The sequence below is a fragment of the Sodalis sp. RH24 genome, assembly GCF_047324145.1.
In the GTDB taxonomy this organism is placed as follows: domain Bacteria; phylum Pseudomonadota; class Gammaproteobacteria; order Enterobacterales; family Enterobacteriaceae; genus Acerihabitans.
The window spans coordinates 591,752-618,113 of record NZ_CP178729.1 but is presented as its reverse complement, the minus strand read 5'-3'; the positions used below and the strand labels follow the sequence as shown (position 1 = coordinate 618,113).

Sequence of the window (26,362 nt, the reverse complement as noted above, 5' to 3'; positions counted from 1 at the left end):
AGGGGTTCCTTTATCTTTAGCGCGTTGACGCATAGCTGGGTAACAAGGATTGTACTTCCGCGGGCAGGGTGAATTCAGCGACCCAAAGACGCATCGCTTCGATATCCGGCGCCAGGAGCCGATCGCTTGCCAGGAAGGCGACACGGTTACGGATAGCCACAAGCTGTTGTTCGAGCGCCGCCGAGCTGTTCAGCGGCCGGTTAAAATCAATGCCCTGGGCGGCGGCCATGGCTTCGATGCCCACCACCACCGAGGTGTTGAAACACATATCCCCCAGCCGGCGGGCGGCAAAGGTGGCCATCGACACATGGTCCTCCTGGTTGGCGGATGTCGGCAGGCTGTCAACGCTGGCCGGGTGCGCCAGGGACTTGTTTTCCGAGGCCAGCGCCGCGGCGGTGACCTGGGCTATCATAAAGCCCGAGTTCACGCCGCCTTCATTGATCAGGAACGGCGGCAGGCCCGACAGGCCGGTATCGAGCAGCAGCGCCAGTCGGCGTTCTGAAATGGCGCCGATTTCGGCTATCGCCAGCGCGAGGATATCGGCGGCGAACGCCACCGGCTCGGCGTGGAAATTGCCGCCGGAAATCACTTCGCCGCTATCGGTAAACACCAGCGGGTTATCGGACGCGGCGTTGGCCTCGATTTGCAGGATGCGCGCCGCATAGGTCAGGTTATCCAGGCAGGCGCCCATCACCTGCGGCACGCAGCGGATGGAATAGGGATCTTGTACCCGGCCGCAGTCGGCATGGGATACCACGATTTCGCTGCCGTCAAGCAGCGTAGATACCGCCCGCGCCACCGCTATCTGGCCAGCCTGGCCGCGCGCCTGGTGGATACGCGCGTCGAAAGGCTTGACCGAGCCTTTGATGGCCTCAAGCGTCAGGGCGCCCGCCACCAGCCCGGCGGCAAAGGATCGTTCCGCTTCAAACAGGCCGACCAGCGCCAGCGAGGTGGAAACCTGGGTGCCGTTCAGCAATGCCAGCCCTTCTTTCGGCGCCAGCACGATGGGACGCAAGCCGGCCAGCGCCAGCCCTTCCACCGCGCTTATCAGCGCTCCCTTGACCCGCACCTGCCCCTCGCCGATAAGCATCAGGGACAAATGCGCCAGCGGGGCCAGGTCGCCCGAGGCGCCCACCGAGCCTTTGGCCGGGATACAGGGCATGACGCCGGCGTTATACAAGGACAGCAGGGCCTCCACCACCGATAACCGGATGCCGGAATGGCCGCGCGCCAGGCTTATCACTTTGCAGGCCATGATAAGCCGCGTCACATTGTCTTCGAGCAACGCGCCGGTGCCGACGCTGTGCGACAGCACCAGGTTACGCTGCAGTTCCGCCAGCCGTTCGGCGGGAATGCGGGTTTGCGCCAGTTTGCCGAAACCGGTGTTGATGCCGTAGACCACGTCGCCGGTGGCCAGGATCTCCTCCACCGTTTGCTGCGCGGCGTTGATGGCGGTGAAGGCGGCGGGATCAAGCGACAGTTCCAGCTCGCCATGATAGATGGCACGCAGCGTCGCCAGGTCTACCTCGCCCGGCACCAGACGGCATGGGCGTAAAGATGTTACAGAAGATGACATAATCTATTCCTGTCTATACAAGTAAAACCGGCACTTGGGCGCATTACTGGGTTGCGCCCGGGTGCCGCAGTTGCGGCCCGTTGTTGTGCCCTGCTCCGCGAAACCTGGCGAACCATTGCGGTCCGGATTGCAAAGTCAAAGCGCCATGCTTTGCAGCGTTTCGCTGCGTATTTCCTCGGTAACGCGCGCCTTGAGCGCCATAAATTCCGCCGTGGTCTTTAAAGTGTAGTCACGGGGATGGGGGAAGTTTATCGCCACCTCGGTTTTAATCCGTCCCGGCCTGGCGCTGAAGATGGCGACTTTATTGGCCATAAAAATGGCCTCGTCGATATCATGCGTGACAAACAGCACCGTCTTGCGTGACGACTCCCATATTTTCAACAATAATTCCTGCATCAGCACCCGCGTTTGATTGTCCAGCGCGCCGAAGGGTTCATCCATCAGCAGGACTTTCGGATCGTTGGCCAGCGCGCGGGCGATGGCGGTGCGCTGCTGCATGCCGCCGGACAGCTGGCGCGGGAAATGCTGCTCAAACCCGCGCAGGCCGACCTGATCGACAAAATAATCGCAGCGCTCGCGCTGCACGCCCGGGCTCAGGCCCCGTTCCCGCAGCCCAAAACAGATGTTCTGCGCCACCGTCAGCCACGGAAACAACGTATAGCTCTGGAAGACCATGCCCCGATCGGCGCCCGGGCCGTCAATCAGTCCCCCGTCCAGCCACACTTCCCCGGTGGTGGGCCGATCGAGACCGGCGACAATCCGCAGCAGGGTGGATTTACCGCAGCCCGACGGGCCGAGGATGGTAATAAAATCGTTTTCCTCCACCCGGTAGTCGATGGGCAGCAACGCCTGGGTCTGCTGGCCCTTGGGGCCGTTAAAGACGCGCGACACCTGGCGGATGGCGAGTTTTCCGGGGGTCATGAGGAAATGCTCCAGGCAAACAGGCGGCGGTTCACCGCCTTGAACAGGAAATCGGAAATCAGGCCGATACAGCCGATAACGATAATGCCGAAAATAATCTGCCCGGTATTGAGCAGCGCCTGGCTGTCGACAATCATATGGCCGATACCGCTGGACGAGCCGATTAGCTCAGCCACGATCACATAGGTCCAGGCCCAGCCCAGCACCAGGCGCAGCAATTCGGCAATCTCGGGCGCGGCGCCTGGGATCAGCACCCGGCGCACGATACTGCGGTTCGAGGCGCCCAGGGTATAGGCGGCTTCCACCAGATCGCGCCGCGCCGCGCCCACGGTGACCGCGATCATCAGCACAATCTGAAAAAACGAGCCGATAAAAATCACCAGAATTTTTTGCATTTCGCCAATGCCGGCCCACAGGATCAGCAGGGGAATAAACGCCGACGCGGGCAGGTAGCGGCAAAACGAGACAAAAGGTTCAAGAAACGCCTCCACCAGTTTATACGACCCCATCATGATGCCGAGCGGCACCGCCAGTACCGCCGCCAGGATAAATCCGCCCAGCACGCGCATCACCGTCATGCCGATATCCAGCGAAAAATTGTACTCGGTAAACAGCAGGTAGCCTTCGTGCACCATGGTCAGCGGGTCGGCCAAAAAGGTCGGCGACACCCAGCCGGCGAACGTGGCCCAGGCCCAAAAGCCGAAAAACAGGATAAAAAAACCCAGCCCGAGAAACCAGCGCTGCCCGGTTGAAACCGCGCGCAGCGGCACCATCAGCGGGTTGTGCCGTACTTTCTTCGCCGCCGGCAACGGCGCCGGTTGCCCGGCGGCCGGCGAGGCCTTGTCAACGGACATTGCGCGCCCCTTATTGATTAACGTAGCTGGCGTCATACAGTGTCTTGATATCGGGGATCTTGCGGATCACCTTCATTTGCAGCAGCAGTTGCGCCGCCTCCCGGCTGAAGCTGTCGATTTCGCCGTTAAAGAACTGGCGGTTCTGCGCCCGGTCCTGCCAGCGCAGGTAGCTGGCCGACTCGGCAAATTCCTTGCCCGATTCCTTAACCGCCGCGCCCATGATTTCATTGGCTTTATCCGGCTGAGCCTTGATCATATCCAGCGCGTCGAAATAGCTGGCGACCAGCGCCTTGGCGGCCTGGGGATTTTGCTTGAGGAAGGCGGGCGTACAGCCCAGCGTATCCATAACCATCGGATAATCGAGGGTGGTGGCCAGGATCTTGCCTTTATCCGGGCTTTGCCGCACCGAGGAAAGATAAGGCTCGTAGGTCATGGCGGCATCGTTGCTGCCGGCGATAAACGAATGGGCGGCGGCTTCGGGCGAGAGCGTGGTGGTCTTGACGTCTTTAAGGCTCATGCCGTTTTTATCCAACATCCAGGCCAAGGCGAAATACGGCGAGGTGCCCGGTGCGTCGACGCTGATGGTTTTGCCCTTCAGCGCCTTGATGCTGTCGATGCCGTTGCGCACCACCAGGCCGTCGGCGCCGTAGGATTTATCCAGCTGGACAATCTGGGTGATGGGCACGCCGTTGGCGTTCCAGGAAATATAGGTTTCCACCGTGGTGGCGGCGCACTGCACGTCGCCGGAGGCAATAGCCAGGTGGCGGTCTTTTTGCGGGATCATTTTGACGGTGACATCCAGGCCGTGGCGTTTAAATATCCCCGCCTTGTCCGCCAAGGTCAGCGGCGCAAACCCGGTCCAGCCGGAAATACCGATGGCCAGCGGCGTGTCGGCCGCCATCGCCGGCAGGGCGCCGGCCAGGCCGAGCGCCAGAATAAGGGCGGTCTTCAGCGGTTGAACGCGGCGTTGCAATGACGTACTGGCACAGGCGATGCTCATATCCCACTCCTGAAATAACGCCGGCTAAATTAACCGGCAAAAATGTGTTCGCGGCCGGCTAAGGCGCCTGCCGCCCTGGCTAACAACTGTATAAGCTTGTCTATACAAGACTCTTTACCTAGGCAGGAACTAAGCAAAGCTTGTGCCATCTTGCCCGTGACCGGTTATTTGACGATAAGCGTCGCCCTGAACGGGCGAGTCCCGCAATCACGGACGCGCCGCGTTGGCAGCGCGCACCCCGTGGCGCGGCCGATGAATCATTATGGCGCGCCATGCACCAAAACCATGCAGGCGATGCTTCTATCGGCCATAAGAGCCGCCTGGCGCGGCTAGCGACGGGAGATATCCGCCCATAGCGCCACGCCATCGCCGTCGGCGGGCCACAGGCGCAGCGGCGCGCCGAGTTGTCGCCACCAGATGCCCTCCCGTTGCGTCAGCGGCGTCTCGCCCTCAAGGTGCCAGCGGCCCGCCAGTACATAGATTACGCCGTCGCCGCCCGCGGGCAGGCGCTGCTCGCCGGTCAGGCGCTCTACCCGCGCCCGCCGGTCCTGGCGGCGGGTCATGATATTGAAATCCCGGCTCGGGCCGCCCGCCAGCCGCGCGCTGATGGCGTCCTCGCCGGCAAAGGCATGCGGCACGCCGGGCCGGGTCAGGGCATGGGATCCGCCGGCGGCGTTATGCAGCGTCACGCCGTCGCCCTCCAGCAGGGCGATAATCCGATCCACGCCGGGGAAGGAGGAAAAGGCCCCGTCGCGGTCGATGGTGGCGATGCTGGCGCGCCAGGCAAACGCCGCCGGGTCGCCGCCCGCCGGCAACGCAGCGGGCGCATCAGGCGGGCAGCTGATAATTTCGCGCGTTTCGCCACCGCCGTTGCGCCAGGGGGACACCGGCAGGCCGGTGAACGAAAACCTGACCGGCCGGCTCACAGCGCCTCCCGGCGCAGGTCGCGCAGCACGCGGGCGAAAGACTGGGCGCTTTCCCGTTCCAGGGCATGGTGCCCGTCGCTGATTACCCGGCGGCCGGCGACGAACACATCGCGGATTTGGCCGGGGCCGCCGGCAAACAGCCAGCGATTGAGCAGGTCGCCGTCGTCGGCCGAGGCGATATAGGGATCTTCGCCGTCCAGCACCAGCCAGTCGGCGCGCATACCGACCGCCAGCGCGCCCAGCGGTACGCCGCAGGCCTGCGCCCCGCCCCGCAGCGCCGCGCCGTAAAGATTATCGCCGAGCGTGGGGTGCAGCGCGTCGGCCAGACGGTTGCGCCGCCGGTCACGCAGGCGCTGTCCGTATTCCAGCCAGCGCAGCTCTTCCACCACGTTGAGCGAAACATGGCTGTCGGAGCCGATGCCCCAGCGCCCGCCCTGCCGAACATAGCCGTCAGCCGGGAAGATACCGTCGCCCAGGTTGGCCTCGGTGGTGGGACACAGCCCCGCTACCGCGCCGCTGCGCGCCAGGCGGGCCAGTTCTTCCTCATCGAGATGGGTGGCATGGATCAGGCACCAGCGTTCATCCACCTTAACCTGATCCATCAGCCAGCGAACCGGACGGGTTCCCGACCAGGCCAGGCAATCCTCCACCTCTTTTGTCTGCTCGGCCACGTGGATATGTACCGGCAATTCCGCCGCCGAGGCCTGCAGGACCTCGTGGATTTGCCGCGCGCTGACGGCGCGCAGGGAATGGAAACACAGGCCCAGGCGCTGGTGCGGCTGCGTGGCCAGATGGGCTTGCAGCGCCTGCTGCTGGCGCAGGTAGCTGCCGGTATCCTGGATAAAACGCCGCTGCCCGGGGGCCGCCGCCTGTTCGCCGAAACCGCCGTAGGAGTACAGCACCGGCAGCAGCGTCAGGCCGATACCGCTCTCGGCCGCCGCCTGGCTGACGCGTAGCGCCATTTCCGCCGGATCGGCGTACGCATGGCCCTGGGGATCGTGATGCAGGTAATGGAATTCCGCCACCTGGCTGTAGCCGCCCTTTAGCATCTCGATATACAGCTGGCGGGCGATAATGCCCACCTGCTCCGGCGACAGCCGTTGCACCATGCGGTACATCACATCGCGCCAGGTCCAGAAGCTGTCCTTCGGATCGCCGAAGACTTCCGTCAGTCCGGCCATGGCGCGCTGAAAGGCGTGGGAATGCAAATTGGCCATGGCGGGCAATACCGGCCCGGCGAGAGACTCGGCGTCCTGTGCGCCGGCATCTGATTCAATAGCGACGATCGTTCCCTGGGCGTCGATCTGCAGTCGGACATTGTGGGTCCATCCCTGCGCCAGCAGCGCACGGGGGGCAAAATAAACGGGCATGGCGGTTTCCGGTTAAAGTGAGAGTGATATGAGTGTCTATCCAGACGAAATGCTTATCCACTTGTCTATACATATACATACGCTGAATTGAACAGTAAACTGTTTTGTTATTATCCCTGTCATCAGAGGTCGGAAACGTGTCTGAACTACTGTCAGCGGCGCAACTGTCCGCCATCATGAGCGATACGCCGGCGCCCATCTATCAACGGGTTAAACAGGCGATCGTGCAGCAGATACGTTCCGGGGCCTGGGAGCCTCATCGGCGCATCCCGTCGGAAAGCGAACTGGTGGCGGAGCTGGGGGTCAGCAGGATGACCATTAACCGGGCGCTGCGCGAGCTGACCGGCGAAGGTTATCTGCTGCGGATGCAGGGCGTCGGTACCTTTGTCGCCGAGCTCAAGCCCCAGACCGCCATGCTGGAAGTGCGCAATATCGCCGATGAAATCGCCGCGCGCGGCCATCGCCACAGCAGCACCCTGCTGACCCTGGAAGCGCGCCAGGCGACCGGCGAGGAAGCGTTATCGCTGGGCATCCAGCCGGGTGAGCAGCTGTTCCATTCGCTGATCGTGCATTACGAAAACGATATTGCCGTACAGCTGGAAGACCGCTGCGTCAATCCCTTGACCGCGCCCGATTATCTGCGGCAGGATTTCAACCTGATTACGCCCTATTTCTACCTGACGCAGGCCGCGCCGCTTACCGCCGGCGAGCATCGGGTCGAGGCGGTAAACGCCAGCAGCCGCGAACGCGAGCTGCTCCAGCTGGCGGATAACGAACCCTGTTTGCTGATTCACCGGCGCACCTGGTTCGGCAAACTGGTGGTGACCTCCGCGCGCCTGCTGTATCCCGGCACGCGTTATCAGCTGTTTGGCAGCTTTATCGCCTAGCGCGGGGCGCGCCGCGGTCCAGGGCGGCGCGTTGCCTGAACGGCTGTGGGGTTTCAATAGACTTTTTTATCAACCTAGCGGGAGATCAATCCATGCCGGTAATGGAACATTTTGACGCCGTCTGGTCGGGGGCCGACGTGGCGACCCTGCGCAACGGCCGCTATGACATCATCAGGGACGGCGCGATTGCCGTCAGGGGCGAACGCATCGCCTGGGTCGGACCCAGGGACGAGCTGCCGGCGGCGGACGTGGCGGCCCGGCATGATTTCGGCGGCGGCATCGTCACCCCCGGCTTTATCGACTGTCATACCCACCTGGTATTCGGCGGCAATCGCAGCCATGAATTCGAACAGCGGCTTAACGGCGTCAGCTATGCGGACATAGCGGCCGCCGGCGGCGGCATTCTGTCCACGGTCAACGCCACCCGCGGCGCGTCCGAGGATGAACTGATGGCCGCGGCCGTTCCCCGGCTGGCGATGCTGATGGCCGACGGCGTCACCTGTATCGAGATAAAATCCGGCTACGGACTGACGCTTGAGAGCGAAATAAAAATGCTGCGCGTCGCCCGGCGCATCGCGCAGGCCTATCCGGTCCAGGTCAGGACCACGCTGCTGGCGGCCCACGCGCTGCCGCCGGAATACCGGGGGCGCGCCGACGAGTATATTACGCTTATCTGTGAACACTGGATTCCCGAGGTGGCGGCGCTGGGACTGGCCGACGCGGTAGACGGTTTTTGTGAACACCTGGCCTTCTCGCCCGCGCAGATAGCCCGGGTATTTACTGCCGCCCGGCAGGCGGGCCTGCCGGTCAAACTCCATGCCGAACAGCTCTCATCCCTGGGCGGCAGCAGCCTGGCCGCGCGTTACGGCGCGCTGTCGGCGGATCATCTGGAATATGCCACCGACGACGACGCCCGCGCCATGGCGCAGTCCGGCACCGTGGCGGTCCTGCTGCCGGGCGCCTGTTATATGCTGCGGGAAACCCAGCTGCCGCCGGTGGCGCTGTTTCGCCGGCATGGCACGCCGATGGCGCTGGCCAGCGATATCAATCCAGGCACCTCGCCCGCCTGTTCCCTGCGTCTGATGTTGAACATGGGCTGCACCCTGTTTCGCATGACGCCGGAGGAGGCGTTGGCCGGCGTGACGATTAACGCGGCGCGGGCGCTGGGACTGGCGGAATCGCAGGGCACCCTTGAAGCCGGCAAGCTGGCCGATTTTGTTCACTGGCCGGTGGCGCATCCGGCGGAATTAGCTTACTGGCTGGGCGGGCAACTGGCCGGCAGCGTTATTTACCGCGGCGTACGCCGCGCGTAATCCTTCTTTTCAACAGGGTTTTCCAGGAGGGCATCCGCGATGAGCATTACCGAACCCTATACTTTTGAAGCTGGCACCATTCCGTTGTTATTGAGCATCCCCCATGCCGGCACGCGGCTGACGCCCGCGGTGGCGGACGGACTGAGCGACGCCGCCCGGCCGCTGCCGGATACCGATTGGCATATCCCCAGGCTGTACGATTTCGCCCGCGCCCTCGGCGCGCATATCCTCATCGGCACCTACTCGCGGATGGTTATCGATCTTAACCGGCCCGCCGACGATAAGCCCCTGTACACCACCGCCACCACCGGCCTGTATCCCGAAACGCTGTTTGACGGCACGCCGGTGTTTAAACCGGGCGCCACGCCCGATAAGGCGGAACGCCGGCGTTACCTTGATGAAATCTGGCATCCGTACCATCGCAAACTGCAGGATTGCCTGAGCGACATCAAAGCGCAGCATGAATATGCGCTGTTGCTGGACGCCCATTCCATCGCCTCGGTTATCCCGCGGCTGTTCGAAGGCACCCTGCCCGATTTGAATTTCGGCACCAACGACGGCATGAGCTGCGCGCCGTCGCTGGGCGAGGCGCTGGCCGCGTTTTGCCGGCAACAGCCGTTTACCCATGTGATTAACGGCCGTTTCAAGGGGGGATATATTACCCGCGCCTACGGTCAGCCCCACGCCCGCCAGCATGCGGTGCAACTGGAACTGGCGCAGTGCAATTATATGCGCGAGGAACAGCCGTTCGACTACCTGCCGGAGCGCGCCGGCCAGCTACAGCAGGCGCTGCGCTCGCTGGTTGCCACGCTGCTGAGCTGGGGCCAGCAACCGCGCTAGCGTCGTTGACGCGCCGGTTACCGAGGCGCGCGCACGGCGTGGTACGGCGCGGCCCTTTGCTGAGCGGACGGCGGGCCGTCGCCCGCTCAGTCTTCGGGGGCGAAACAGAGGGTATATTCGCAGCAACCGTCGCAGCTTGGCGATCGGCAGGTCAACTCGCCGGTCTGCGCCAGGCAAACCTGGCGATAAAAAAACTTCTTCCAGCGCATATTGCGATCGTTCATCGCCACCAGCGCCGGAAAGCAGGCCTGCATCAGTTCCCGCAGTTCGTCGCGCGAGGCCAGGCCCAAATCCTGCCACAAATGGTTAAATCCCAGCGCGGCGACGGCAAGCAGCCGGTTCAGCGGTTCGGCGCCGGCGCACATATATTGCGCCAGCCAATCGCCGAGCGCCTGGCATTCCTGCTGGCGGGTGCGCGCGAGCAGGGCGAGCAGCGCATCCTGTTGCTGCAATACCGCGCCGCGGGAACCGGGATCCAGCCGTACGCGCCGCGCCAGTGCCTGGTATTGTTCGGGGGACAGTCCCATGGCGGCGGGAAAACGCGCGCTTCCCGCCAGATGGTTGGCCAGCAGCCGGTGCAGCCAAATGTCCGGCGGCGCGCTAAGCGGTTGCGCGGGACAGGCGACCATCAGGCGACCCCCTTGACGGCGGCGGCGGTCTTTTGGCCGCGCTGTCGCCACCATTGGCCGAGCGTGGCGGCGACCGGCTGCCAGGCGCCGCCGACACAAGGCTCGATGCCGGCCTGTTCCAGGCGCTCCCAGGGTCCCATGCCGATACGGGCGCAGAACACCGCCGCCATGTCCGCCAGCAAATCCACCACGGCGTCCAGGCGCAGCTCCGGCTGGAGCGCCTCGTCGTCGCAATCGGTTTTACCGCTGCAAAACGGCGGGGTAAAACGTTCGCCGATGGGGATCACGCCGGCGGCGGATACGCTGTAAATCTGGAAGCGCCGCGCATGGCCGAAATGCTCGTCGATGGCGGTTCCATGGGCGGTCGCCACCGCCACCAGGCAGGCGCCGGCGGACTCAGACTCGCCCTGCGAGGCGATGCCGGCCTGGATTTGCGCGCGCTGGCGCATCACCGGCAGGTAGGATCCGGCGTTCTGTGGTATCGCCGACAGCGGGAAGCTCTGGCTGCGATCCTCCCCGAGCATGCCGATGGCATCGGCGCGGCACTGCTGGCAATGCGCCATTTGCGGCATGGATCCGCCGCATAAACCGCGCACCGCCTCGACTTCCCCGGCGGTAGGTTCCGGCTGGCCGCGCAGGCCGTATACCGTGCCATGCTCCGGACGGGAAATCAGCGGCATGACATTATGCAAAAACGCGCCCCACTCCCGCGCTTTTTCGCTGACCGCCGGCAAATGCCGGTCGTTAATGCCGGGGATAAGCACCGAATTGATTTTCACCAGCACGCCGCGCGCGGTGAGACGGCGGATGCCTTCCTGCTGGCGGTCCAGCAGCAGGGCCGCCGCCTCCCGGCCCTCCAGGCGCTCGCCGTCAAACCAGAGCCAGGGATAGATCCGCGCCGCGATATCCGCATCCAGCGCATTCACCGTCACGGTAACGTGATCGACACCGATATCCACCAGCCGGTCGACCACGTCCGGCAGCGCCAGTCCATTGGTGGACAGGCACAGTTTCATATCCGGCAGCGCCAGCCGCAGTCCTTCCAGGGTTTTAAAGGTGCGGGCAATATTCGCCAGCGGATCGCCGGGACCGGCGATGCCAATCACCGATAGCTGCGGCAACGCCGCCGCCACATGGCGCGCCTTGGCGATGGCCTCGGCGGGAGTCAGGACCTCCGATACCACGCCGGGGCGGGATTCGTTGCTGCAGTCGTATTTGCGATTGCAGTAATGGCATTGCAGATTGCAAGCCGGCGCCACCGCCAGGTGCATGCGGGCGTAGCGGTGATGGGCAAAGCGCGAATAGCACGGATGCTGCGCCGCCTTATCCGCCTGAAGCGGAGTCAGGGAAGCGCCGGGGCCGGAAGAGCCGCAGCCGCTGGATGAGGACTGACAAGATGCCATGTGAACCGCCTTATGCAAAACGACATGACAGGAGTGCTGCAATCGCCATGCCCAGACAAAAGCAGAATAAAATTCTTTTTTTACAAGCCATTACGCCTCTGCAGCATTTACCGTCCCCGGCGTATGACAACACGGCGTGCCGACATTGTCTTAAACCCGACAACACGCCAAAGGCGCCGGGCTTAGCGTTGGTCCGTCATCCGTTCGTCCTGGCTGGCCAGGCGGTAAAGGGTAAAGCTATTGTCGTCGGCCGGCCGGCCGCCGCGCCATAACGGTAACCACCGGGGTCCTGGTTTTTTCTCCGGGCGGGTCAGGCTGTCCTGCACCAGCAGGAGCGTGCAGAGTCGGACGGCCGAATTTTTTGTGACACCGTCACCCTGACCGGAATGACCCGCATAAAGGCGCCGGCCCGCCATACCGGTGACATAATGCAGCATACCCAGTTCCGACTCGCCCATGCCATCGGTGGCCAGGCAACCGGCATCACCCACCCAATTGGCCAGGGGCGAGAAGGCTTCTTTATAGCTGCGCGCCGCGTCAAACCAGGGCATCAGCAGAACAAAGGCCACCCCCCACAGGGTCGACAGACCGGAAGTCCACGCCAGGAGCAAGCCGGCACCGCGGCGGGCGCGCAATATCAGCCACCATAGCGACACCAGCCCACAGGCGGCCATCGCCGCCAGCGGATCGGGGCGCAGCGTAAAAGGCAACGGGAAAACGTGATCCACCCCGGGCCATATGACGCGCAGCAACGCCGGTTCGATGCCGTTGGCCAGCGCAGACCAGGTGGCGACGACCACCATCAGCGCCATGCCGAACAGAGCGTCCAATGCCCGCCGCGCGACGGCCCATCCCTTGCCGTCCCGGCACGCCAGCCCGGCTGCCGCCGGCAGGGCCAGCAACGCCAGGGCGGGATAAACCGGCAACAAATAGATATCGCGCGCCGATCCCGAGGCGCACAGCACCGCCACGCCTACGGCGGAAAAGAGCGCCGTCACGCCATAAGCCGGCCGGTGCGCCAGCCAGGCCGATAGTCCAATCCGCCCCGCCGGCGGCACGGCGTTCACGGCGCGGGCCGGGCGCATCTCCGGCCCGGCCGCCTTGTGCCATAAGCGTCCCGTCGCCAGCCGGCCTAGCCCTGCGCGTGCGGCCCGCATCAAGCCGGCAAACACGCCCGCCAGTACGATGACGGAGGCGGGGGCGCCGCCGATCAGCACCGCCCTGATCCTGTCCTGGAATGGATTATCATGCCCGCCAAGCAGGGTGTTCCCGGTGAAACGGCCGATATTATTCACCCAGAACCACTCGGCGAATAAATCCGGGTCCGCGCGATACAATGCCCATGGCCATGGCAGCGCGAAAGGCAGCGCCGCCGCCGCCGCGCCAAGCCAAAACCGCCGCCCCGCGCGCTGATAGAAGCCGGGTATCAGCGCCAGGCACAGCATCAGCGTCACGCCGGCAATACCCGGCACCAGCAGCCCTTTGCTCAAAAAGGCCACGCCGGCGCCCAGCCCGAACAGCAGGCCATAACGACCGCCCTTTCCCGGCGATGCGGCATACCCCGCCGGGCCGGAGATACCTGGCCGCGCACCCGCCAACGCCAACCCGGCCAGCGCCAGCGCCGCGCCCGCCATCTGTCCCAGGTCGGCGGTAAATTTATGCCCGTGTTCGGTAAGCCCGGCGGTGCCCGCCAGCAGACAAACCGCCGTCAGACGCCAGTCTTGCCGTGTGATAACGCCCTCTTCCCGCCGCGTATCATGCCTCTCGTCATATAAACGCCGCGCCACCCGGCAGCAGGCCCAGAACGTCGCGACAAGGCATACCGGCACCGCCAGCCGGGAGGACTCATGGGGCGGCAGCCAGGGAATCAGCCTGGCGCACAGCGCCCCAAGCCAGAACATCAGCGGCGGTTTTTCCAGAAAGGGATCCCCGCCCACATGCGGCACCAGCCAATGCCCGTGGGTCAGCATATTCCAGACAATGCTAAACGAATACGGCTCATCCGCCTTCCAGGGGAAACGACCGAAGGTACCCAGCAAAAAATAGGCGGCAAACAGCAGGTAGGCGCCCCGGCGCAGCAGGATCCGGCCGTGCGCGCCGTCGCCGGTGGCGTCAGCCCGGGAAAAACGGCATTTTATAGTCTTTAACAACATTTAATCTTCTATCCCTAACAATTACGGCGTGCATTCGTTTACATATAAATATATGAATACACACACTTTTATTCGCCTGAGGCCGCCCATCATCCCTTTTTCCGGCCGCGATGCCAAGCCTGTCCCACCACAATTTTCCCGCGGGGCGCCGCCGGCGGAGGCAACGCTGGCCCCGGGCCGGCGAAGGCGCCTGGCGGCCTTTTAGCCCGCTATGTGTTATCTTAAGCGCCGGAAAAGCCCGTCAGAACATGACGGCTTATGGATGGATCACTACGTGGTGGAATTTATGATGGAAAAAAAGAAGACCTTCCCGCAGCAGAAAAATCACCTGCATCCGCGCAACCGTCACCGTTCACGCTATGATTTCACCGCGTTGATAGCCAGCCTTCCGGCGCTGGAACCCTTTGTCAAACCCAACGCCTGGGACGATATTTCAGTGGATTTCGCCGATCCCAATGCGGTAAAAATGCTTAATCGCGCGCTGCTTAAGCATTATTACGGCATCGAGCATTGGGATATTCCCGCCAATTATCTCTGTCCGCCGATCCCGGGGCGCGCCGACTATCTGCATTATCTCGCGGATCTGCTGGCGGAAAGCAACGGCGGGGAGATTCCCACCGGCAAAGGTGTGGCCGTGCTGGACATCGGCATCGGCGCCAACTGCATTTATCCCATTATCGGCCAGCGCGAATACGGCTGGCGCTTTACCGGCACGGAAAACGATCCGCTGTCGCTGAACGCGGCGAAAATGATCGTCAGCATGAACCCGACGCTTAAAAACAGCGTGCGGCTGCGCCAGCAAAAAGACAGTAACGCCATCCTTGACGGCATGATCGGTATTGCCGAGCGTTTTGACGTCACCCTGTGCAACCCGCCGTTTCATGCCTCGGAGGAAGAAGCGATCGCCAGCACGCGGCGTAAATTGCATAAGCTGGGCAAAGGCGAGGTGGCCGCCAAGCCGGTGCAGAACTTTGGCGGCAAAAGCAGCGAACTCTGGTGCGAAGGCGGTGAACTGGCGTTTGTCGGCAAAATGGTGGCGGAGAGCGTGGGCAAAAGCAAAAATTGCCTGTGGTTTACCTCGCTGATTTCCAAGCACACGACGCTGCCGCCGCTCTATGAGGCCCTAAAGCAGGCCGGGGCCGCCGACGTGCGCACCGTGGAAATGGCCCAGGGCCAGAAAATCAGCCGCTTTATCGCCTGGACCTTCCATGACGCGCAACAGCGCGCGCAATGGGCCGCCGAACGCTGGCACTGATGCCGTCGTCGTACCGGCCTGCGGGCAAACGGCCCGCCCTGGCCCGTGAGCATCCCCTTTGTGCCCGCCGACACGTCGCCGTACCGCTTACAAACGGTGCATATTGATATTGAGGATCTGGATGCGATAGGCGACCTGGCGCGGAGTCATGCCCAGCAACCGCGCCGCCTTGGCCTGCACCCAGCCTGATTTTTCCAGCGCCGCGATAAGCTTTTGCCGATCGTCCATATCGCTATCCCCCGGCGCCTCCGCATGCGGCGCGGGCGCCATGCCGCGTGGTATCGCCGCCGGCGCCATGGCGGACGCCTCGCTGTGGTTGAACAGGATCACGTCGCGATCGATAAGCCCTTCTTCCGACATTACCGACGCCCGCTCCAGACAGTTTTCCAGTTCACGCACATTGCCCGGCCAGCCATACCCCATCAGCAGGCGCAGCGCGCCGTCGCTGATGCGCAGGTCCCGTCCCTGCTTTGCCGCCAGCTTGGCGATCAGGAACTGGGCCAGACCGACGATATCGTCCTGGCGCTCGCGCAGGGGCGGCAGGTTGATCGGCATTACGTTAAGCCGATAGTACAGATCCTCGCGAAAGCGCCCCGCGCGCACCTCTTCCTCCAGGTTGCGGTTGGTGGCGGCGATGATACGCACGTTGACTTTAATGGTGGTATCGCCGCCCACGCGCTCCATTTCGCCTTCCTGCAAAATGCGCAGCAGCTTGGCCTGGAACGACGCGCTGCTCTCGCCGATTTCATCCAGGAACAGCGTGCCGCCGTCGGCCAGCTCGAACCGACCTTTGCGCTGGCGCACCGCGCCGGTAAAGGCGCCCTTTTCATGGCCGAACAGTTCGCTTTCCAGCAGGTTGTCCGGCAGCGCCGCGCAGTTGAACTTCACGAACGGCTCAAGGGTGCGCGGCGAGTTGTAATGAATGGCGTTGGCAATCAGCTCTTTGCCGGTGCCGCTTTCGCCGCGCACCAGCACGGTGGTATCCCATTTCGCCACCTGGCGGATCACGTCGAAAATCTGGCGCATCGGCTGGCTGTTGCCTACCATGTTGTCAAAGCCGTACTGATGCTTGACCTTGCGGCGCAGGGTGTCGCGTTCCTGGCGCAAGGCCTCGGTCTCGACGCTCATATGGCCGACCAGGCGCACGGTCTGGCAAATCAGATTGGCCACCATTTCCAGAAAGCGGGTGCTGGCCGGCAGCCGATCCTCATGCAGTTCCATCGGCTGCGCCGCCAGCACGCCCAGCGGTACCCCGTCCGGTCCCGGTATCGGCACGCAAATAAACGGCAGCCCGTAATCATACAGGTTCAGCCGGTCGAGAAAGCGCGGGTCGTCGGACACGCGCGGCAGCACCAGCGAACGCTGCTGGCTCATCACCGTGCCCAGAATGCCTTCGCCGATGCGATAGCGGACATTCTTGCATCCTTTCACCACCTCGGTATCGGCGCCATACAGCGCTTCGATAAACAGGGCGCTGCGGGATTTGTCAAACAGGCACACCATGCCGTACTGCATATAGGCGTGTTCATACAAGGCCTGGATCATGGCCTCCAGGGTCTGTCCCAGGTCAAGTGAACGGCTGAGCGCCACGCTTATTTTATGCAGCGCGGTAAACTGCTGGGAAAGATCAAAACGCCGTGAAGCCTGCGTGGGAGTGGGGAATTGGCTCATTTTGATTCTCCTGTCATCACCGGACGCCGGAATGGCATAGCGGGCAGCGGCAGGCGCAGGGTCAATAAGGTCCCGCCCTCCGCGTGGATATGAAGATCGATCATGCCCTGATGGTTGCCGATCAGGGTTTGTATCAGCCGCAGCTCCATACCGTGCCCCGGCAGGGTAAAGGTTTGCGCCGGCACGGCGTTTTGCACCGGATGCAGGGACAGATTGTCCTGAAGCGCAAAAAAGAACGCATTATCCTGCGTGTAGGCATGCAGGGTCAGGAGCAGCGGCGAGGCCGGACGTTCACCGGCGAGGATCAGGCAGCGGTCTAGCCACAGGCTTAACGACGCCAGAATCTGGTGGCGCTGTCCGTAGCCCAGCAGCACTTCCGGTTCGCACCGCCATTGCAGTTCGCCCAGTGAGCGGATGCGCGGCAGGTACAGATCGGTCAAATCCTGCAGCAGATCGCCTATCGACCAGAAATCGCTTTCTTCTTGTTCCAGGGACGGCCGGCAAGCCTGCAGCCGCGCCAGCGCCTGCTGCCCTTCCTGCCAGGCGGCGTCCAGCCCGGGATGCACCAGGCCGGCGGGGCTCAGGCGGCGCGCGGCGGCCAGCATATTCAGCGGACCGCTTAACTGTACCATCGCCGCGTCCAGTGATTCGCGGATTGCCGCCAGCAGTTTGCCGGAGACCAATTTCTGCTTAAGCTGGTCCAGCCGTTGCTGCGCGCGCTGTCGCTGCCGTTCGCTGTCATCAATTAGGGTCACCAGGGTACGCGGCGGCGCGATATCGGAAAAATAACGGCTGACCTCTTCATTGACTTCCGACAGCGGCCAGATACTCAGCCCGAATACCCGCGGCACGCCGCCGATATGCACGGTAACGCGCTCGCCGGACGCCAGCCGCGCTTTATTTTCCGGATACCCCATTTCCGCCAGCAGTTCCCGGCCGCCGTAGTCGGCGCACAGTGTTTTATAGGCCAGGTTGTCCATCACGATGGCGTCATGTTCGTCCAGCACCACCACCGGCGCCGGCACGTTGTTCAATACCGCGGCGATCAGGGACATCTGGTTGCGCAGGCGCTGCATCAGGGCGTAGCTGTCGGAGATGTCCTTATGCATGCCGAGGAAATGCTCGATCTGGCCGTCGGGGCTGAAAATGGGCGATATGCTGACCTCGGCCAGGTACAGGCTGCCGTTCTTGCGCTGGTTAATCAGCTGCCCGACCCAGGGCAATCCCTGGATGAGGGTGCTCCACATTTCCTGGTAATGTTTTTTCGGCGTCTGGCGGCTGGCCAATATATTGTGGTTCACCCCGGTCAGCTCAGGTTCGTCATAACCGGTCAATTGCCGGAACGCCAGATTGGTATAAACGATGCGCGCGTTGGGATCGGTTATCGAAATCGCCACCGACGACTGTTCCACCGCCGTATAAAACAGCCCGGGACGCAATGTTGACAACGCCGGGGCACAAACGGGGGTAGCTATCAACGATGCATCATCAAATAAAGGAATACGCATAACCTCTCCTGCGGGTCGGGATAAAAACAGGCTGTGCGATTCACGACAATTTGTCTGATCTTCCGACAGGATGATGTGAACCGCAGTAACCCGATAAATTGTGCAAGATTAATACCGCATGTTGAAAAACCGGCGAAAACCTTGATCTGAACAGGGGTTTTGCGGCCAAAAAAGGCCGCCGGCGCCCATCATCATCCCCCTGCCGCGCCCCGGCCGGCGGCGGCGCGCGCCGTTATGATCCCTTTACTGCACCGTATTTGCCCATTTTTTGCCCAGCCCACATTGGCACAGCTTTCGCAATACCCCCTATGAACAGGTATCGCGTCGTCGGGGATCCGAATGAAAGAAATATTGCTGATAGTGCTGGCCAACGGCCTGGTGAACAACATCGTGCTCGCGCGCTTTCTCGGCCTGTGCTCCTTTATGGGCGTCACCAATAAAGTGGATTCGGCATTGGGCATGTCGATGGCCACCACCTTTGTCATCACCCTGTCCGCCGGCCTGGGGTGGGTTATCTATCACTGGATCCTGGTGCCGCTGGGCATGGAATATTTGCGCCTGCTGTCGCTGATTATGGTGATTGCCTCGCTGGTACAGCTGCTGGAGCTGTTTATCGCCAAACAAAGCCCGGCGCTGTACCGCACGCTGGGCATTTTCCTGCCGCTTATCACCACCAACTGCGCGGTGCTGGGCGTGGCGCTGCTGGTGCTGGACGACAATCTGAGTTTCCTGCACAGCGTGGTCTTCGGCTTCAGTTCGTCGCTGGGGTATTCGCTGGTGATGGTGATTTTCTCCGGCCTGCGCGAGCGCCAGGGCAACGCGTCGCCGCCGCTGGTGTTTCGCGGCGCGCCGATTAACTTTATTACCGCCGGCATACTGGCGCTGGCGTTTACCGGCTTCGCCGGGCTGGCCGGATAAGGAGAACAGCGTGGAGAGTATCTTACCGGTGCTGGCGGTTCCCGCCATCGGCACCCTGATCGGTTACCTGCTGGGATATGCCGCCATCTATTTTAAGGTGGAAAAAGATCCGCGCATCGAAGCGGTCATCGCCCTGCTGCCCAACGGCCAGTGCGGCCAGTGCGGTTTTCCCGGCTGCGCCCAGGCCGCCGGCGCCATGGTGCGCGGCGAAGCGCCGGTCGGCGCCTGTACCCCGGGCGGGGCGGCGCTGGCGAAACGCATCGCCTTGCTGTTGGATCGGCCGGCGGACGACGGCGCCGAAAGCGCGCCGCAGGTGGCGGTGATCGACGCCCAGTCCTGCGACGGCTGCGGCCGCTGCCAGAAAAAGTGTAATTTCGACGCTATTATCGGCGCGGCGCGGCAACAGCACGGCATCCTGGGCGATGATTGCACCGGCTGCGCCGCCTGTCTCGCCGTTTGCCCGCGGCAGGCCATCGCGCTGCGGGCCGACCCGCAGCTCACCCCATCGGCTGCAAAACCCCGTTTTGACGTCCGGGAGTCATCCTATGTTTAGCGCCCGCTTAAAACCCCACGGCGGCATCCGCCCCTATAGCCATAAATCCCTGACCCGCGATATCACCATTCGCCCGCTGGTCATGCCGCGCCAGCTGATTATCCCGCTGCGCCAGCATACCGGGCCGGCGGCGGTGCCGCTGGTCGCCTTGGGTGACAGTGTCACCGCAGGCCAGCGGATCGCCGAGGCGCGCGAAAGAATGTCCGCGCCGGTGCACACCGCGCTGGCCGGCGTGGTCACCCGCATCGTTGAAGGCGAACAAGGCGCGGTTACCGTCAACGTGTCCGCCGACCAGCCGGCGGCGCCCCGCCTGCTGGCCGCCGCCGGCCTGGACGAAGCGCAGGCCATGCTGTCGCTGATTGAACAGGCCGGCATTGTCGGCATGGGGGGCGCCATGTTCCCGGCCGCCGATAAAATACGCATGAGCCTGCGTTATCCCATTGAAACCCTTATCGTCAACGGCGGCGAATGCGAGCCTTATCTCACCACCGACGATCGTTTAATGCGTGAGCAGGCGGAATTTATCATCGGCGGCATCCGCTACCTGCAGGCCATAACCCACGCCAGGCAGGTTTATATCGGCATCGAGGATAATAAAACCGAGGCCATCGCCCGACTGGACGCGCTGTGCCGGCAGGAAGAGCATATCGAGGTGGTGATCCTACCCTCGCTCTATCCCATCGGTTCGGCCAAACAAATGATAGAAGCGGTGACCGGGCGCCAGATTCCGCAAAACCGCCGTTCCACCGAAATGGGCGTGCTGGTGCAAAATGTCGGCACCTGTATCGCCATCTTCCACGCCATCCGTTTCGGCAAACCGGTTACCCACCGGGTCATTACCGTCAGCGGCCGCGCCATTGAACAGCCGGCCAATCTGCTGGTGCCCATCGGCACGACGATTAAGGATATCATCAGCCAGTGCGGCGGCCTGAAATCCCAGCCGGCGCGCATGGTGCTCGGCGGACCGATGATGGGCCGGGCGGTGGAATCGCTGGATACGCCCATCACCAAAGGCACCAGCGGGCTGCTGCTGCTTAACGGCGACGAATTGCCGCAAACCCGCCCCAGCGCCTGCCTGCGCTGCGGCCGTTGCCTGGATGCCTGCCCGATGAGCCTGGCGCCGCAGGCCATGTTTGCCGAACTGAAAAACGACGGTTTCGCCAAGGCCCGGCAGCAAGGACTGGATGCCTGCCTGTTGTGCGGATCCTGCGCGTATGTCTGCCCGGCGGCGCTGCCGTTGACGCAGTTTTTCGACTGGGGTCAGCAGCAGTTGCGTCTTATCAAGCGCCAGGAAGACAAGCTGGAGCGCACCCGGCACAACAGCGCCAAACGTCAGGAACGCCTGGCGCGGGAAGCCGCCGATAAAGCGGCCGCCCAGGCGGCGAAACCCGCCAGGCGCGCCAGGCGCGCCGCACCGCCCTCGGAGGAAACACCATGTTAACCGCGCCACATGCCCATCAGGGACTCAGCGTCGACCGGCTGATGTACCGGGTCAATATTTCCCTGTTCCCGGTCGTGATCCTGGCCTTTTTGCAATTTGGCGCCCAGTCGGTCCTGCTGATTTTTTGCTGCCTGCTGACCGCGCTTATCTGTGAGGCCCTGTGCCTGAAACTCAATCCGGCGGCCCAGGGTCATACCTTCGACGGCGCCGCCATTCTCACGGCGCTTATCCTGGCGCTGAGCCTGCCGCCCCATGCGCCGCTGTGGCTGGGCGCTTTCGGCAGCGCGGTGGCGATTATCTTCGGCAAACATATCTACGGCGGCCTGGGGCAAAACCTGTTTAACCCCGCCATGCTGGCGCGTGTGGTATTGCTGATCGCCTTCCCGGTGGAGATGACCCGTTGGGTCAGTCCCGCCGCCTTTTACAACGGCGCCTTTTACCACCTGGGCGTGGACGGCATGACCGGCGCCACCCTGCTGGGCGGCTTCAAGGAAAGCGGCCGCGCCCATCTGGAGCTGCTGTCCAACCTGCTGGGCAACCGCAGCGGCAGCCTGGGCGAAACCTCGTCGCTGCTGCTGCTGCTCGGCGGGCTGTGGCTTATTCAGCAGCGGGTATTCAGCTGGCATATCCCGGTGGCGACCCTGCTGGGATGCCTGGTCCCCGGCCTTATCCACTGGCTGATCGCGCCGGCGGGCATCGTGCCGCCCCTGGCCCAGCTCACCAGCGGCGGGCTGCTGCTCGGGGCGTTTTATATCCTTACCGATCCGGTCACCGGTCCGGGCAGCGTGCGCGGCCGGCTGATCTACGGCCTGCTGGCGGGGTTTATCACCTATTGCATCCGCGCCTTCGGCAATTTCCCCGAGGGTATGGCTTTCGCCGTGCTGCTGGTGAATGCGGTCACGCCCCTGATTGACAACTATACCCAGCCGAAGGCCTACGGCTACGTGGGCGGCAAGGAGAAATCATCATGAGCAATCTGCTTGGCCGCGCGGCGGCGCACTACCTGCCGGCGCGGGAAAGCCCGTTTACCCAGGGGTTTTTACTCGGATCCTTTACCCTGATCGTTTGTCTGCTGGTGGCCGGCTGCTGGTGGCTGACCCACGAACAGATCGTGCAGCGCGAAAAGGAGGATACCCAGGCCATGCTGTCGCAGGTGTTCCCCGCCAGTCATTATGACAACGCATTGGCGGACGCGCAGCGAAGCCTGGTTATCGACGGCCGGACGGTGAGCTTTTTCCGCGCCAGCCTCAATGGGCAACCCAGCGGCATCGTCATGACCAGCGAAACCCAGGGCTACGGCGGCCCGATCCAGCTGCTGACCGGCATTGACGCCAAGGGCGCCATCACCGGCGTCAGGGTGATTAGCCATAAGGAAACCCCGGGCCTGGGCGACGCCATCGAGCTCGGCCATAGCCCGTGGATCCGCAGCTTTGACGGCAAGTCGCTGACTAATCTTACCGAGCAGCAGTGGCATGTCAAAAAAGACGGCGGTCAGTTTGACGCCTTTACCGGCGCCACCATCACGCCGCGCGCCGTGGTCAAGGGCGTGCATGAAAACCTGGTGCTGTATCGTGAAAAACAGGCGGAATTCTTGGGCGGCCAAGGCGCGCCGGAAAACGGGGAGAACGAATGATGAGTGAAAACAGCCAGCCGCAGCTGCGGGATATTTTGACCTCCGGCATATGGACCAATAACGTCACCTTTGTGCAAATCCTCGGGCTGTGCCCGCTGATGGCCATCACCACCACCGCCACCAACGGGCTGGGCCTGGGCCTGATGACCGCCATGGTATTGGCCTGCTCCAATTTTATCGTCTCGGCGCTGCGCAAGGTCACGCCCAACCAGATCCGTATTCCGGTCTACATTTCCATTATCGCGTCGCTGGTGACCATTCTCGATCTGACCATGAATGCCTGGATGCACGATTTGCATAAGGTCATGGGTCTGTTTATTCCGCTGATCGTCGCCAACTGCGCTCTGCTGGGGCGGGCGGAAGCATTTGCCGCCCACCATAAAATTATACCGGCGGCGCTGGACGGCCTGGCCACCGGACTGGGGTTTACCCTGGGCCTGACCAGCGTCGGCGCGGTACGTGAGATTCTCGGCAGCGGCACGCTGTTCAGCGGCGCCGCCCTGCTGCTCGGTCCCCATTTTCATTTTCTCGAACTGCATCTGCTGCCCGGCTACCGCGGCTTTTTGCTGATGCTGCTGCCGCCCGGCGGGTTTGTGGTGATGGGCATGCTGCTCAGCGGCATCCGTCTGGTAAAGCGCCTGACCAGCCGGGAAAGCGCATCGCTTAAGCTTGCCCGTCAACCCACCGGAGGTTGTCACTGATGAAATTTTCCGTGGCTCACGTCAACGGCGCGCAGGGCCGCTGTATTGAAATGAAACTCGATGCGCCGGTCACGGTGCGCCAGGCCATTCTGGCCTCGCCGCTGCCGCAGCTGTTTCCTTATCTTGACCCGGATACGCACCGCATCGGCATCTACGGCCGGCTGTGCCCGCCGGATACGCAGGTCGGCGAAGGCGATCGGGTGGAGATTTATTTACCGGCGACGCGCCGCGCCGAAGATGATGAAGATGAGCAGGATTAACGCCGGCCGGGATCATCCTCTGGTGCAAGGCACGTTATCCGCCCGGCGCCCGCTCCCGGCGGGGTGCGTCGGGGCGCGGGTTATCCGGCCAGGGTTTTTTTTGACAAAGTTAACAATTGGGGAACATTCTTATGGCTAAGATCGGCATTTTTTTTGGTACCGACACCGGCAAAACCCGCAAGATCGCCAAGCTGATCCATCAGCAGTTTGACGGCGAGGCGGACGAACCGAAAAACATCAACCGCGCCACCCTTGAGGATCTGCTCGCCTACCCGGTACTGATCCTCGGCACGCCGACGCTGGCCGACGGCCAGTTGCCGGGCCTGGACGCGGAATGCCAGAGCGAATCCTGGGCGGAATTCGCCGATACCCTGGCGCAGGCGGATTTAAGCGGCAAAACCGTGGCGCTGTTCGGCCTGGGCGACCAGGAAGCCTATCCGGATAATTTCGTCAGCGCCATGGGTGAACTTTACGATATCGTCTCGGACGCGGGCGCCAACGTCGTCGGCGCCTGGCCCCGGGAAGGCTATGTCTTCAGCGCGTCGGCGGCGCTGGAAGGCAACGAATTCGTCGGACTGGCGCTGGACCAGGATAACCAGGCCGACCTGAGCGCCGATCGGGTGGCAACCTGGGTCAGCCTGGTGAAAGCCGCGCTCTAGACCGCCAGGATCCCGGCTACGCCGGGGTCGACTCGTCCAGCATCACCAGGGCGTCGTGCAGGATTTTCTCCACGTCCATCATGCCGTAGTCAATGCTGCGGATAATGGCGACGGGCTTGGACGGCGAGTTGTAGATGCCGACGATTTCATTCAGTTTGTACTGAATATGCGGCCCCAGCAGCAGGCAGTCGTAGTCGGCGCAGGTATCGCCGATATGCTCCAGATCGACAAAGCTGACCTGGACAGCAAGGCCCTTGGCCGCGGCCAGCGCCTGCATCCTGCGGGCCAGCACCGACGAGGAGGTGCCGGAAACGCAGCATAAGAGGATTTTTTTCATGCTTAACCCTTGTCTTTATGAGGTTAAGCCTAGTATGCACCGGCGACCGGGAAAAATTGTGCCTCATATCCCGAATTACACTTCGGGTTAATCCCGGATCAACGCCCGCCGGGCGGCGTGTCGGCCGCTACGTCCCGTGTGCGGCTGATTCAGTAAAGCGTCTTTTTCAGCCGGTCCGGCAAGGCCTGGTCGTAGGCGTCGCCATCAATGCCGGCGTTGGAAATCGCTTTCAGCACCGCCCCCGCGCTGGGCAGCCTGTCGCGCGCGATTTGCGTGGCGGGATCCCACAGGCGCGCGCGGATAACGGCGCGGCTGCATTGGAAGAACACGCTTTGCACCCTGATGCGCAGCACCGTGCGCGGCGGGTTGCCCGCCATGGCGAAACGCGCCAGCAGCGCCGGTTCAACGCTGATGTCGGCCGTGCCGTTGACCCGCAGCGTTTCGCCGATGCCCGGGATCAGGAATAATAACGCGACGCGCGGGTCCTCGACGATGTTCCTGAGGCTATCGATGCGGTTATTGCCGCGCCGGTCGGGCAAGAGCAGCGTGCGGCTGTCCTCGATATGAACAAATCCGGCCGGATCGCCGCGCGGCGACGCATCCAGGCCGCTGCCGCCCGCCGTTGCCAGCACCGCGAACGGCGCGGCTTCGATAAACGGCCGGTAGGCCGGATGAAGATAATCCGTTTCCTTGACAATCGAGGGGGGCGCTACCGCGCCGTATATCGCCTCCAGCTGTGCAGCCGTGGTGAGGCGAAAGTCATCTTGTGGCATAGGTTTCTCCTGCGGGATGCGGGCGCAGCGGTAAAAGCGTCATCCATACCTGGCCCGGGACCCTGACGGCTTAATTGACGATGGAGAGGGAAAACCCGTCCCATCCTTTGCATCCCACGGTTTGCAGGGCTGTCGACGTCAGCTTGATATTAGCAGACAAGGCGGCAAAAAAGCGCCGCACGCCGATCACGCTCGCATCCTGGCTGGCGTTGTCCAGTATGGCGCCGCCGCGGATCACATTATCGGCGATAATGACCGTGCCGGGATGGGACAGACGCAGCGACCAATCCAGGTAAGCCGTATTATTCACCTTATCGGCGTCGATAAAAATCAGGTCGAAAGGGGCCATGTCATCCCAGGCCGCAAGCGTCGCCAGCGCCGGCCCCACCCGCAGGCTGACCCGTGCGCCAAGGCCGGCGCGCTTGAGATTGTCGCGCGCGACGGCCGCATGTTTTTCCTGGCATTCCAGCGTTATCAGCTCGCCGTCCTCAGGCAGCGCCCTTGCCAGCCAAAGGGTGCTGTACCCGCCCAGCGTGCCGATTTCAAGAATCCGCCGCGCCCTGACCATGCGGGCAAATATAAACAGCAGTTTGCCCTGGTTAGGGGCGACATCATGGGGCGGCAGGCCCGCCCGGCGGTTTGCCGCCGCGACCCGCCGCAGGATCGGATCTTCCGGGACCAGCAGGCGGTTAAGATAATCATCCACTGCCTGGCACATTTGTTGTTGCATACGGCCTCCTGTTGTCATTGCACCTTTCTTTTGCATACCACCCTACTTCCT

At 62.8% G+C, this 26,362-nt stretch carries 26 protein-coding genes; 12 read left to right on the top strand and 14 right to left on the bottom strand.

The features are described 5' to 3' along the window. Positions 1-16: 16 nt before the first annotated feature. From hutH to ACL2XG_RS02765, 6 genes are all read right to left on the bottom strand, one after another. Positions 17-1,576 (bottom strand): histidine ammonia-lyase, encoded by a 1,560-nt coding sequence (gene hutH, locus ACL2XG_RS02790; RefSeq protein ID WP_410014931.1) that lies wholly within the window; start codon positions 1,574-1,576, stop codon positions 17-19. Positions 1,577-1,711: 135 nt separating this feature from the next. Continuing rightward, entirely contained in the window at positions 1,712-2,497 is a 786-nt protein-coding gene (locus ACL2XG_RS02785; RefSeq protein ID WP_410014930.1) for an ABC transporter ATP-binding protein, read from the bottom strand. Beyond that, positions 2,494-3,270, bottom strand: coding sequence for an ABC transporter permease (locus tag ACL2XG_RS02780; RefSeq protein ID WP_413723443.1), 777 nt, complete (start codon positions 3,268-3,270; stop codon positions 2,494-2,496). Before ACL2XG_RS02780 ends, ACL2XG_RS02785 begins: the two co-directional genes overlap by 4 nt. 91 nt (positions 3,271-3,361) lie before the next feature. After that, positions 3,362-4,252, bottom strand: coding sequence for an ABC transporter substrate-binding protein (locus ACL2XG_RS02775; RefSeq protein ID WP_410016816.1), 891 nt, complete (start codon positions 4,250-4,252; stop codon positions 3,362-3,364). 428 nt (positions 4,253-4,680) lie between these two features. Further along, positions 4,681-5,277 (bottom strand): HutD family protein, encoded by a 597-nt coding sequence (locus ACL2XG_RS02770; protein WP_413722932.1) that lies wholly within the window; start codon positions 5,275-5,277, stop codon positions 4,681-4,683. Then, positions 5,274-6,647, bottom strand: a complete 1,374-nt coding sequence (locus ACL2XG_RS02765) for a formimidoylglutamate deiminase (RefSeq protein ID WP_410014928.1) — start codon at positions 6,645-6,647, stop codon at positions 5,274-5,276. The genes ACL2XG_RS02770 and ACL2XG_RS02765 overlap by 4 nt, the downstream gene beginning before the upstream one ends. Before the next feature lie 176 nt (positions 6,648-6,823). Between ACL2XG_RS02765 and hutC the strand changes: the two genes are divergently transcribed. From hutC to hutG, 3 genes are all read left to right on the top strand, one after another. Further along, a complete protein-coding gene (gene hutC / locus ACL2XG_RS02760; RefSeq protein ID WP_413723444.1) occupies positions 6,824-7,534 on the top strand; it encodes a histidine utilization repressor in 711 nt (236 codons plus the stop codon). Positions 7,535-7,626: 92 nt separating this feature from the next. After that, positions 7,627-8,847, top strand: coding sequence for an imidazolonepropionase (gene hutI, locus ACL2XG_RS02755; RefSeq protein ID WP_413722933.1), 1,221 nt, complete (start codon positions 7,627-7,629; stop codon positions 8,845-8,847). Between the two features lie 39 nt (positions 8,848-8,886). Next, complete coding sequence (gene hutG / locus ACL2XG_RS02750; RefSeq protein ID WP_413722934.1) at positions 8,887-9,687, top strand: N-formylglutamate deformylase; 801 nt, start codon at positions 8,887-8,889, stop codon at positions 9,685-9,687. Between the two features lie 86 nt (positions 9,688-9,773). Here hutG and ACL2XG_RS02745 read toward each other — a convergent pair whose 3' ends face one another. The 3 genes from ACL2XG_RS02745 to ACL2XG_RS02735 all read right to left on the bottom strand — a co-directional run bounded on the left by ACL2XG_RS02745 (position 9,774) and on the right by ACL2XG_RS02735 (position 13,872). Next, the gene (locus ACL2XG_RS02745) at positions 9,774-10,316 is read right to left on the bottom strand and encodes a nitrogen fixation protein NifQ (protein ID WP_413722935.1); all 543 of its coding nucleotides are present in this window, start codon (positions 10,314-10,316) and stop codon (positions 9,774-9,776) included. Then, positions 10,316-11,719, bottom strand: a complete 1,404-nt coding sequence (gene nifB / locus ACL2XG_RS02740; protein WP_413722936.1) for a nitrogenase cofactor biosynthesis protein NifB — start codon at positions 11,717-11,719, stop codon at positions 10,316-10,318. The genes ACL2XG_RS02745 and nifB overlap by 1 nt, the downstream gene beginning before the upstream one ends. 182 nt (positions 11,720-11,901) lie before the next feature. Next, positions 11,902-13,872 (bottom strand): ArnT family glycosyltransferase, encoded by a 1,971-nt coding sequence (locus ACL2XG_RS02735; protein ID WP_413722937.1) that lies wholly within the window; start codon positions 13,870-13,872, stop codon positions 11,902-11,904. 289 nt (positions 13,873-14,161) lie between these two features. Here ACL2XG_RS02735 and rlmF point away from each other — a divergent pair, with 289 nt between their 5' ends. After that, complete coding sequence (gene rlmF, locus ACL2XG_RS02730; RefSeq protein ID WP_410016814.1) at positions 14,162-15,127, top strand: 23S rRNA (adenine(1618)-N(6))-methyltransferase RlmF; 966 nt, start codon at positions 14,162-14,164, stop codon at positions 15,125-15,127. 87 nt (positions 15,128-15,214) lie between these two features. On the opposite strand, the gene nifA is transcribed toward rlmF, so the two are convergent. Then, entirely contained in the window at positions 15,215-16,798 is a 1,584-nt protein-coding gene (nifA, locus tag ACL2XG_RS02725; RefSeq protein ID WP_410014922.1) for a nif-specific transcriptional activator NifA, read from the bottom strand. After that, on the bottom strand, positions 16,795-18,306 hold the full coding sequence (locus tag ACL2XG_RS02720; protein WP_410014921.1) for a PAS domain S-box protein: 1,512 nt from the start codon (positions 18,304-18,306) through the stop codon (positions 16,795-16,797). Before ACL2XG_RS02720 ends, nifA begins: the two co-directional genes overlap by 4 nt. A gap of 339 nt (positions 18,307-18,645) precedes the next feature. Here ACL2XG_RS02720 and rsxA point away from each other — a divergent pair, with 339 nt between their 5' ends. The 8 genes from rsxA (at position 18,646) to ACL2XG_RS02680 (ending at position 24,471) form a co-directional block, all read left to right on the top strand. Then, positions 18,646-19,224 (top strand): electron transport complex subunit RsxA, encoded by a 579-nt coding sequence (gene rsxA, locus ACL2XG_RS02715; RefSeq protein WP_162365699.1) that lies wholly within the window; start codon positions 18,646-18,648, stop codon positions 19,222-19,224. A 10-nt stretch (positions 19,225-19,234) separates the two neighbouring features. Further along, positions 19,235-19,777, top strand: a complete 543-nt coding sequence (locus ACL2XG_RS02710) for an RnfABCDGE type electron transport complex subunit B (protein WP_413722938.1) — start codon at positions 19,235-19,237, stop codon at positions 19,775-19,777. Next, positions 19,770-21,218 (top strand): electron transport complex subunit RsxC, encoded by a 1,449-nt coding sequence (gene rsxC, locus ACL2XG_RS02705; RefSeq protein WP_413722939.1) that lies wholly within the window; start codon positions 19,770-19,772, stop codon positions 21,216-21,218. The genes ACL2XG_RS02710 and rsxC overlap by 8 nt, the downstream gene beginning before the upstream one ends. Next, positions 21,212-22,189 (top strand): RnfABCDGE type electron transport complex subunit D, encoded by a 978-nt coding sequence (locus ACL2XG_RS02700; RefSeq protein WP_410014918.1) that lies wholly within the window; start codon positions 21,212-21,214, stop codon positions 22,187-22,189. Before rsxC ends, ACL2XG_RS02700 begins: the two co-directional genes overlap by 7 nt. After that, complete coding sequence (gene rsxG, locus ACL2XG_RS02695) at positions 22,186-22,851, top strand: electron transport complex subunit RsxG (RefSeq protein WP_413722940.1); 666 nt, start codon at positions 22,186-22,188, stop codon at positions 22,849-22,851. The genes ACL2XG_RS02700 and rsxG overlap by 4 nt, the downstream gene beginning before the upstream one ends. Continuing rightward, complete coding sequence (locus ACL2XG_RS02690) at positions 22,848-23,552, top strand: electron transport complex subunit E (RefSeq protein WP_413722941.1); 705 nt, start codon at positions 22,848-22,850, stop codon at positions 23,550-23,552. The genes rsxG and ACL2XG_RS02690 overlap by 4 nt, the downstream gene beginning before the upstream one ends. Then, the gene (locus tag ACL2XG_RS02685; RefSeq protein ID WP_410014915.1) at positions 23,552-23,812 is read left to right on the top strand and encodes an RnfH family protein; all 261 of its coding nucleotides are present in this window, start codon (positions 23,552-23,554) and stop codon (positions 23,810-23,812) included. Before ACL2XG_RS02690 ends, ACL2XG_RS02685 begins: the two co-directional genes overlap by 1 nt. A gap of 131 nt (positions 23,813-23,943) precedes the next feature. Next, positions 23,944-24,471, top strand: a complete 528-nt coding sequence (locus ACL2XG_RS02680; RefSeq protein ID WP_413722942.1) for a flavodoxin — start codon at positions 23,944-23,946, stop codon at positions 24,469-24,471. A 16-nt stretch (positions 24,472-24,487) separates the two neighbouring features. Here the strand turns inward: ACL2XG_RS02680 and ACL2XG_RS02675 are convergent, their stop codons facing one another. From ACL2XG_RS02675 to ACL2XG_RS02665, 3 genes are all read right to left on the bottom strand, one after another. Beyond that, positions 24,488-24,808: a PTS sugar transporter subunit IIB gene (locus ACL2XG_RS02675; RefSeq protein WP_413722943.1), complete on the bottom strand. Its 321-nt coding sequence runs from the start codon at positions 24,806-24,808 to the stop codon at positions 24,488-24,490. A 149-nt stretch (positions 24,809-24,957) separates the two neighbouring features. Then, positions 24,958-25,581: a pyridoxamine 5'-phosphate oxidase family protein gene (locus ACL2XG_RS02670; RefSeq protein ID WP_410014912.1), complete on the bottom strand. Its 624-nt coding sequence runs from the start codon at positions 25,579-25,581 to the stop codon at positions 24,958-24,960. A gap of 70 nt (positions 25,582-25,651) precedes the next feature. Continuing rightward, on the bottom strand, positions 25,652-26,311 hold the full coding sequence (locus ACL2XG_RS02665; RefSeq protein WP_413722944.1) for an O-methyltransferase: 660 nt from the start codon (positions 26,309-26,311) through the stop codon (positions 25,652-25,654). Positions 26,312-26,362 lie beyond the last annotated feature (51 nt).

Coding starts and splice junctions, on each gene's coding strand:
- ACL2XG_RS02785 (WP_410014930.1), bottom strand. CDS start 2,497: ATGACCCCCGGAAAACTCGCCATCCGCCAGGTGTCGCGCGTCTTTAAC.
- ACL2XG_RS02670 (WP_410014912.1), bottom strand. CDS start 25,581: ATGCCACAAGATGACTTTCGCCTCACCACGGCTGCACAGCTGGAGGCG.
- ACL2XG_RS02780 (WP_413723443.1), bottom strand. CDS start 3,270: ATGGTGCCGCTGCGCGCGGTTTCAACCGGGCAGCGCTGGTTTCTCGGG.
- hutG (WP_413722934.1), top strand. CDS start 8,887: ATGAGCATTACCGAACCCTATACTTTTGAAGCTGGCACCATTCCGTTG.
- ACL2XG_RS02735 (WP_413722937.1), bottom strand. CDS start 13,872: ATGTTGTTAAAGACTATAAAATGCCGTTTTTCCCGGGCTGACGCCACC.
- ACL2XG_RS02745 (WP_413722935.1), bottom strand. CDS start 10,316: ATGGTCGCCTGTCCCGCGCAACCGCTTAGCGCGCCGCCGGACATTTGG.
- ACL2XG_RS02680 (WP_413722942.1), top strand. CDS start 23,944: ATGGCTAAGATCGGCATTTTTTTTGGTACCGACACCGGCAAAACCCGC.
- hutH (WP_410014931.1), bottom strand. CDS start 1,576: ATGTCATCTTCTGTAACATCTTTACGCCCATGCCGTCTGGTGCCGGGC.
- nifA (WP_410014922.1), bottom strand. CDS start 16,798: ATGAGCCAATTCCCCACTCCCACGCAGGCTTCACGGCGTTTTGATCTT.
- ACL2XG_RS02775 (WP_410016816.1), bottom strand. CDS start 4,252: ATGGCGGCCGACACGCCGCTGGCCATCGGTATTTCCGGCTGGACCGGG.
- hutI (WP_413722933.1), top strand. CDS start 7,627: ATGCCGGTAATGGAACATTTTGACGCCGTCTGGTCGGGGGCCGACGTG.
- ACL2XG_RS02720 (WP_410014921.1), bottom strand. CDS start 18,306: ATGCGTATTCCTTTATTTGATGATGCATCGTTGATAGCTACCCCCGTT.
- ACL2XG_RS02665 (WP_413722944.1), bottom strand. CDS start 26,311: ATGCAACAACAAATGTGCCAGGCAGTGGATGATTATCTTAACCGCCTG.
- ACL2XG_RS02675 (WP_413722943.1), bottom strand. CDS start 24,808: ATGAAAAAAATCCTCTTATGCTGCGTTTCCGGCACCTCCTCGTCGGTG.
- rsxG (WP_413722940.1), top strand. CDS start 22,186: ATGAGCAATCTGCTTGGCCGCGCGGCGGCGCACTACCTGCCGGCGCGG.
- rlmF (WP_410016814.1), top strand. CDS start 14,162: ATGGAAAAAAAGAAGACCTTCCCGCAGCAGAAAAATCACCTGCATCCG.
- ACL2XG_RS02690 (WP_413722941.1), top strand. CDS start 22,848: ATGATGAGTGAAAACAGCCAGCCGCAGCTGCGGGATATTTTGACCTCC.
- ACL2XG_RS02765 (WP_410014928.1), bottom strand. CDS start 6,647: ATGCCCGTTTATTTTGCCCCCCGTGCGCTGCTGGCGCAGGGATGGACC.
- rsxC (WP_413722939.1), top strand. CDS start 19,770: ATGTTTAGCGCCCGCTTAAAACCCCACGGCGGCATCCGCCCCTATAGC.
- ACL2XG_RS02700 (WP_410014918.1), top strand. CDS start 21,212: ATGTTAACCGCGCCACATGCCCATCAGGGACTCAGCGTCGACCGGCTG.
- hutC (WP_413723444.1), top strand. CDS start 6,824: ATGAGCGATACGCCGGCGCCCATCTATCAACGGGTTAAACAGGCGATC.
- rsxA (WP_162365699.1), top strand. CDS start 18,646: ATGAAAGAAATATTGCTGATAGTGCTGGCCAACGGCCTGGTGAACAAC.
- ACL2XG_RS02685 (WP_410014915.1), top strand. CDS start 23,552: ATGAAATTTTCCGTGGCTCACGTCAACGGCGCGCAGGGCCGCTGTATT.
- nifB (WP_413722936.1), bottom strand. CDS start 11,719: ATGGCATCTTGTCAGTCCTCATCCAGCGGCTGCGGCTCTTCCGGCCCC.